Below are 7820 nucleotides of genomic sequence, written 5' to 3' on the forward strand. Positions count from 1 at the left end.
GTCTGCGGTTTGTTTCAAGAAAAATGGCTGACAAGAAATTTATCAGCGCTGTGCTTCTGCAACAACTTCATTTCTCATGTGAGTTGGCTGTTCGGATGATTTTTCAGCACTATGCTGCAATGCCTGATACAGGCGATTTAAAGCGCTGATGTATGCTTCGGCGGACGCTACGATAATGTCGGTATTTGCTGAGTGACCGGAAAATACTTTGCCTTCGTGGCGCAAGCGAATTGTTACTTCCCCGATCGCATCTATGCCCGCTGTTACCGATTGTACAGAAAACTCGATCAACTCGTTCGGTACATTTACCACCCGGTTAATTGCCCTGTAAATCGCATCCACAGGCCCAGTGCCGATCGCAGCATCGGTCAATTCTTCACCCGCCGGATTCCGCACTGTGACGGTTGCTGTCGGTCGCGATTTGTCACCGCAGGAAACTTGCACCAATTCTAACCGGAACAGTTCCGGTGCTTGGTGCACTTCGTTGTTGGCGATCGCCTCTAAGTCCCAGTCAGTAATCTCTTTTTTCTTGTCAGCTAAATCTTTGAACTTGACAAAAGCCTTATTTAGCTCATCGTCGGCCATTTCAAAACCCAACTCTTTCAAGCGAGTGTGGAAAGCGTGGCGCCCCGACAATTTGCCCAAGACGATTTGATTTTCAGTTAAGCCGATCGACTCAGCGTCCATAATCTCGTATGTCCGCTTATTTTTCAGCACTCCGTCTTGGTGAATTCCCGACTCGTGAGCGAAAGCATTTGCCCCGACAATCGCCTTATTTGGCTGCACCAACATCCCCGTCAAATTGGAAACCAAGCGGGAAGTTTTGTAAATTTGGCGCGAGTCAATATTTGTCAGCGGTTCCTCAGAATCCGCAGCCCGGCCCAAGAACGGATTATAATATTGGCGCCGCACGTAAAGCGCCATTACCAACTCTTCCAGAGCCGCATTTCCCGCCCGTTCGCCAATCCCGTTAATCGTGCATTCTAACTGTCTGGCGCCATTTTTCACAGCTTCCAAAAAGTTAGCAACAGCCAATCCTAAGTCATTGTGACCGTGAACCGAAATAATTGCGCGATCGATATTCGGCACATTTTCCTTAATTCCCCGAATCAAAGCCCCAAATTCGCTCGGAGTCGTGTAGCCGACAGTATCGGGAATATTAACAGTAGTCGCACCGGCTGCGATCGCCCGTTCCAGAACCTGATACAAAAACTCCGGTTCCGAGCGACAAGCATCTTCCGGCGAAAACTCCACATCATCCACAAAAGACTTAGCGTAAGCCACCATTTCCGGCACAATTTCCAGAACCTCAGCCCGCGTCTTTTTCAGCTTATACTCCAAGTGAATATCAGACGTAGCCAGAAACGTATGAATTCGCGCATTTGCTGCTGGTTTCAGAGCCTCGGCTGCTGTTTTAATATCCGGCTTTCTCGCCCGTGCTAAGCCGCAAATTGTCGGGCCATTTTCCGTGCCAACCGATCGGGCTATTTTTTGGACTGCCTCGAAATCTCCCGTGCTGGTGAAAGGGAAACCCGCTTCAATCACATCCACGCCCAATCTCGCTAACTGGCGAGCGATCGTCAACTTTTCATCCACATTCAGAGATGCACCCGGAGATTGTTCTCCGTCCCGCAAAGTCGTATCGAAAATAATAATCCGGTCTTGACTTGGTTGAGTTTTCATAGCTCTAAAAAAGTGTTTTCCTGATTTTTACTTGTCCGTTTGTCTGGATTTTTAGCCTCCAGTCACCAGTCCCCTGTCTCGCGCCAATAACTAATAATTAATAACCCATAACCCATAACTACTAACTAATGACTAATAACTACTGACTAATGACTAATGACTAATGACTAATAACTACTGACTAATAATCCATCTTCTCGATATGTTCCCTAATTTCATTTAGGTCTATATACCTATCTGTAGCATTTCGTAACTCTCTAGCAATCATTCCTTCGGTTGATACCACAGTAATATGAGTATTTTTCGAGCGGAGCAGCTCGATCGCCCGCTCAAAATCCCCATCCCCGCTAAACAGCACAACTTGGTCGTATTGATCCACAGTATTAAACATATCAACCACAATTTCTATGTCTAAATTAGCCTTTTGAGAATATCTGCCCGAAGCATCGTCGTAATATTCCTTAAGAATCTTAGTGCGAACCGTGTAACCCAGACTGATCAAGGCATCTCGAAATCCCCTTTGATCTTGGGGGTCTTTCAGACCCGTATACCAGAAAGCATTGATCAAGATGACATTCGGCTGCGAAGTTTTGAAATATTCGAGCACCCTGCGAGGATCAAAAAACCAACCGTTCTTTTGTTGAGCGTAGAACATATTGTTCCCGTCCACAAAAATAGAAAGGCGGTTCATTAAGTTTGTCATAGAAACTTAGACCTAATAATTGTAGAAAGAAGTTAATCTAAATATCACATTTTAGCAACATGGAGCTAACTGAGGCAATAGATTAAACTTCAGAAAACTCCATCCCCCCAGTATTTCATATTTTCGGCTCTACCGCCAGAGGGCTCTTTTAACCCTGCTTGCATTTGAGCGAGGGGCCCTCACAAACTATACGCCTAGTAACTCAATACCGGCTGCCGTGTCAAGGTTAATGGCGCATTCAAACTGCCGCCGTACCGCCCTACCGCCAAGCAGGCATACCGAAGCGCATAGCAGTAGATGTTGCTCCCCTGATTTCATAGCGCAGACTACCTCCGCTCAAGCCTTTTTGCTTTCAAGGGCCCAGCGAGCTAACTCTGTCCGGTTGTGCAGACCTGTTTTACCCAGCATATTGCTGACGTGGCTCTCTATAGTCCGCTGGCTGACATTCATCACGTCTGCGATCTGGCGGTTTGCCATACCCTGCGCTAGCAACTGTACCACCTTTAACTCGGTGGGAGTCAATTCGACATTGCGGCGCGCCTTAATTTTTGGGCCACTCTCCATACCGGGATTTGAGTGGCGAATCAAGCGGGATGCTGCTTTCAGAGAAGATTCCACTTGGGCTACCAGTTCTTCTGGTTCAAAAGGCTTGACTATATAAACGTCAGCGCCAGTGCTCAAGCCTTTTACTCGGTCTGAACTTTGACCTTTTGCGGACAAGAAGAGAACCGGAATCCAGCTCGTGCGCGGGTCTTCTCTGATGTGTTTGACTAAAGTGTAGCCGTCCATTTCCGGCATCATCACATCGCAGATAATCAAGTCGGGAACTTCTTGTTCTAGTTTTTCCAGAGCGTCTCTGCCGTTTTCTGCTGTAATGACGTTGTAACCCCGAAACTCCAAGTAGTCCTTGACGAGCAAGATCAAGTTGGGGTCGTCGTCAACCAGCATCAGCCGTTTTTGCTCTCCTGAATTATTGTCCTTTGTCATGTTTATTCCCGCTAAAGTATCCCGCACGCTTCCTTGTTTTCACTTCTGTTTTTTCCGTCAGTCCCCCGCCACCCGGCTGGGGGTGGAGGACGACGATCGACTGAAGGGATGGCGGTGAGGGAAAGCGGGGCGGGTATTACCGCTTTCCAACCTATAATTGAGGGCTGTTCGTGAGTGTCTTACGACCTGGAATGCAGACCAAACCTGTAATTCACGATCGCCCTATCAAGATTAGCCTTGATTGATTGGAGACTCCCTAACAGAGCCCAAGTTAAATATTTAATCTCGATCGGTTCAATTTCAGCTTAATGCCCCGGTTTTAAATGGTACTTCTGATATAGAGAAATTTAAGCAGACTCCCTACTTACGTATTTAACTGTTTCTAGTGTAGTTTGGCAACCTGCTTAGTGTCTGCCACTGAGAAATTTTTGCACAAAATTTCACAGTTCCTCGGATCGATTTTTTTTACTGTACCTTTTGAGAAACACAAGGAACACGGGAAGCCGCACAAGGAAGACAAGAACCTAACTACAGTTTTATTGAACTGTAGCAGGTGCGATCGCCCGGACGCCAAACTGTCTCAAATTCTCACCCTTAACCTTAAATTTAACACTTTACCTATAACCCTGTACTTTAAACAGCGCTACACTTAAATGTTTGGCTCCGCCTCACGAGGCGCAGGCAAAGGATGAGTCAAGAAAGCGTATTCTTGAACTACCTTTGAGTTTAGGAGATGTTCCTGAATAATTCTCTCAATGACGGGTGGAGTAACGTCGCGATACCACACTCCGTCTGGATAGACTACCATAATCGGGCCAGACGCGCATACTCGCAGGCAATTGGCTTTCGTGCGAAAGACGCAGGTTGGTCGAGTGGCACTTGGCTTGTCCAACCCCAATTCTTGCAAGCGTTTTTTTAAGTAATTCCACGCCTCCAGACTGGTTTGCCGATCGCAGCACTTGGGCACGGTTTGGTCGGCACAAATAAAAATATGCCGCTCGATTTGAGCGATTCCCAGGCTTTGGACGCAAGCGCTCAAGCCTTGGCTGCAAGATTCCTCGTTATTTTCTGTCATTGTCTTCATCAATCAAAAGTAATTGGTTAGCGGTCTAAAGTCATCACCCCAGCCCCCACTCCCACCTCTCCTTCCCTCCAACTCATGCTCGGTTCGGGAACCCGTACTGACAACTAAGTTGCGATCGACCCTGACTAAAGCTAAATTAGCACTCAGGAGTCGAGAGTGCTAATATGTCAGTTGTAAGTAGTCCGCTGTTGCTTTCATCGTGACCCCTGACGACTGACTCACGACAATCTGTAATCTGGAGATTTATTTATGGCAGCAGTATCACTGAGTGTTTCTACCGTTAAACCGTTAGGCGAGCGCGTGTTCGTAAAAGTAAGCGCTAGCGAAGAAAAAACCGCCGGCGGCATCCTTCTGCCCGACACAGCGAAAGAAAAGCCCCAAGTAGGCGAAGTCGCGGCCGTGGGCCCTGGCAAGCGCAATGACGACGGCAGCCGCACTGAAATGGAAGTCAAAGTCGGCGACAAAGTTCTCTACTCGAAATACGCCGGCACCGACATCAAACTCGGCACAGACGAATACGTCTTGCTTGCAGAAAAAGACATTCTGGCGATCGTTAACTAATTAATCATTAGTCATCAGTCCTTAGTCATCAGTCATTAGTTTAAAGCGAACGCCGCCAAACAACTAATGACACGGGACAAATGACTAAAATCCATCATCCCCAATCCAAAATCTCAAACCCTCTCATCCCCAAAAACTATGGCTAAGCGTATCATCTACAACGAAAATGCACGTCGCGCCCTCGAACGCGGTATGGACATTCTGGCCGAAGCAGTGGCCGTAACCCTCGGCCCCAAAGGCCGTAACGTGGTTCTCGAAAAGAAATTCGGAGCTCCTCAGATCGTCAATGACGGCGTTACCATCGCCAAAGAAATCGAACTAGAAGACCATGTAGAAAATACAGGCGTTGCTCTAATTCGTCAAGCTGCTTCCAAAACCAACGACGCAGCAGGCGACGGTACCACCACTGCTACCGTTTTGGCTCACGCAATGGTCAAAGAAGGCCTGCGTAACGTAGCAGCCGGTGCAAATGCGATCGCCCTCAAGCGCGGTGTTGACAAAGCAACCACGTTTTTGGTAGAAAAAATTGCCGAACACGCCAAACAAGTAGAAGATTCCAAAGCCATCGCTCAAGTCGGCTCCATCTCTGCTGGTAACGACGATGAAGTCGGTCAAATGATTGCTAACGCAATGGACAAGGTGGGCAAGGAAGGCGTGATTTCCCTGGAAGAAGGGAAGTCTATGACCACCGAATTGGAAATCACCGAAGGGATGCGCTTCGACAAAGGCTACATTTCTCCCTACTTCGTCACTGACACTGAGCGGATGGAAGCGATTCTAGAAGAACCCTTCATCTTGCTGACAGACAAGAAAATCGCTCTGGTACAAGATTTAGTACCTGTGCTCGAACAAGTAGCTCGTTCCGGCCGCCCGCTGTTGATCATTGCAGAAGACATTGAGAAAGAAGCTTTAGCTACCCTCGTTGTCAACAAACTGCGCGGTGTGTTGAACGTGACTGCTGTTAAAGCACCCGGTTTTGGCGATCGACGCAAAGCCATGTTAGAAGATATCGCCGTATTGACCGGCGGTCAACTAATCACCGAAGACGCCGGTTTGAAACTGGAAAATACCAAGCTCGACATGATCGGCAAAGCCCGCCGCATCACCATCACCAAAGACAGCACCACAATTGTTGCCGAAGGTAACGAAGCTGCCGTTAAGTCCCGCTGCGAACAAATTCGCCGTCAAATGGACGAAACCGAGTCTTCCTACGACAAAGAGAAGCTGCAAGAACGTTTGGCCAAATTGGCTGGCGGCGTCGCAGTCATCAAAGTCGGCGCGGCTACCGAAACAGAAATGAAGGATCGCAAACTGCGTTTGGAAGATGCGATCAACGCTACCAAAGCTGCAGTAGAAGAAGGAATTGTCCCCGGTGGCGGTACAACTTTGGCTCACCTAACTCCTCAATTGGAAGAGTGGGCTAACAGCAGCCTGAAGGGCGAAGAATTGACCGGTGCATTGATTGTGGCACGGGCTCTGGCTGCTCCTCTGAAGCGGATTGCTGAAAACGCTGGTTTGAATGGCGCTGTGATTGCTGAGCGCGTCAAAGAAAAGCCATTTAACGTTGGTTTCAACGCAGCGACAAATGAGTTTGTCGATATGTTTGAAGCTGGTATCGTTGACCCCGCGAAGGTGACTCGTTCTGCTCTGCAAAATGCCGCATCTATTGCTGGTATGGTGCTGACAACCGAGTGCATCGTCGTTGACAAGCCTGAACCGAAGGATGGCGCTGCTGCTGGCGCTGGCGGCGGCATGGGGGGCGGCGACTTCGATTACTAAGTCGATCGTTTGATGGGGCGGGCTTTAGGGCCTGCCCTGTTATTTTGATAATTGTTACAGAACGGAACGTGATAGTTTCTCATCATTCCGCTCCTCAATAATTCCACATATTGAGAACCCAGGAAACTCTTGACATCTTCAAACAGAAGTTTTAAGATCGAACCAAAGCAAAAATTAAATAAAATACTGTAACCCTTGCCGGGGCGGATCACCGCCTCGGCTTTTTGGGTTTTTACGGCTTTATTGCGATATCTTTTCGCTAAGTTTGGCTTGCCTTTCCCGCTGGGAAAACAATTTTCTGCGTTGCTGATTCACGGTATGAATCAATTTTTATTGGAAATTACAAAACTCACCATACTTGGCTTATAGCAATTCCCAAATCTTGAATTCATACTTGTATTCAGCAACGCCCAATTTTCAAACTGCTCCGGTCGGAAGTCACAATCGTCAAGATAAAGCTCTGGGTACTGTTAGTGGAATGGGTCACGTTAAAACCGCAGGTCATAACCCAATGGCTAAACCCTGCATTTATATTAATAAAGAGGATTGAAAATGTCACAAAAAACCGTTTCCCTCTCTAAAAAATGTATTCTGGATACCGATCACGTTTCACTCATTCTCCAGAATAGTCCTCAAGTTATCACCAACGCAGCAAAACATGAGATTTCCGTCACTATTGTCACGGTTCAAGAACTCTTCAATGGCTGGGTTGGCAGGATTAACGATCCGTCCCTGGTGCATAACTTACCTGGACTCTATTCTAAACTTTGGACAACTGTAAAATATCTCCAAACTATTGAGGTACTGGACTTTACACCGGAAGCTGATACTTGTCTCAAGAAACTGTTAAAGGATCACCCGCCCCTGCGGAAAAATCGCCTGGAAAAAGATATGCGGATCGCTGCCATTGCCTTGTCTATCGGTGCTACGGTTGTCACTCGCAACCCAGGGTAAGCGCATCTAATTTGGTCTTTTAAAATACAGATTATTTGGTCCAAAGATGAGAGAGCAATATTTTTACAA

Annotated in this window: 7 protein-coding genes; 3 read left to right on the plus strand and 4 right to left on the minus strand. The window is 47.4% G+C overall.

From position 1 onward, the window contains the following. Positions 1-42: 42 nt before the first annotated feature. The 4 genes from QUA04_RS11830 to QUA04_RS11845 form a co-directional block, all read right to left on the minus strand. Positions 43-1683, minus strand: a complete 1641-nt coding sequence (locus QUA04_RS11830; RefSeq protein WP_333257087.1) for a 2-isopropylmalate synthase — start codon at positions 1681-1683, stop codon at positions 43-45. 181 nt (positions 1684-1864) lie between these two features. Beyond that, complete coding sequence (locus QUA04_RS11835) at positions 1865-2386, minus strand: LabA-like NYN domain-containing protein (RefSeq protein ID WP_006633075.1); 522 nt, start codon at positions 2384-2386, stop codon at positions 1865-1867. 336 nt (positions 2387-2722) lie between these two features. Beyond that, complete coding sequence (locus QUA04_RS11840) at positions 2723-3373, minus strand: response regulator transcription factor (RefSeq protein ID WP_333038438.1); 651 nt, start codon at positions 3371-3373, stop codon at positions 2723-2725. A gap of 649 nt (positions 3374-4022) precedes the next feature. Next, a complete protein-coding gene (locus tag QUA04_RS11845; RefSeq protein WP_333061726.1) occupies positions 4023-4448 on the minus strand; it encodes a ferredoxin in 426 nt (141 codons plus the stop codon). Between the two features lie 258 nt (positions 4449-4706). Between QUA04_RS11845 and groES the strand changes: the two genes are divergently transcribed. The 3 genes from groES to QUA04_RS11860 all read left to right on the plus strand — a co-directional run bounded on the left by groES (position 4707) and on the right by QUA04_RS11860 (position 7751). Further along, positions 4707-5018 carry a co-chaperone GroES gene (groES, locus tag QUA04_RS11850; RefSeq protein WP_006633072.1) on the plus strand — a complete coding sequence of 104 codons (312 nt, stop codon included), beginning with the start codon at positions 4707-4709 and terminating at the stop codon, positions 5016-5018. A 138-nt stretch (positions 5019-5156) separates the two neighbouring features. Beyond that, on the plus strand, positions 5157-6797 hold the full coding sequence (gene groL, locus QUA04_RS11855) for a chaperonin GroEL (RefSeq protein ID WP_333046934.1): 1641 nt from the start codon (positions 5157-5159) through the stop codon (positions 6795-6797). 552 nt (positions 6798-7349) lie between these two features. Beyond that, complete coding sequence (locus tag QUA04_RS11860; protein ID WP_333257090.1) at positions 7350-7751, plus strand: type II toxin-antitoxin system VapC family toxin; 402 nt, start codon at positions 7350-7352, stop codon at positions 7749-7751. Positions 7752-7820 lie beyond the last annotated feature (69 nt).

This window comes from Microcoleus sp. S13_C5, assembly GCF_036700845.1.
Classification (GTDB): Bacteria; Cyanobacteriota; Cyanobacteriia; order Cyanobacteriales; family Microcoleaceae; genus Microcoleus.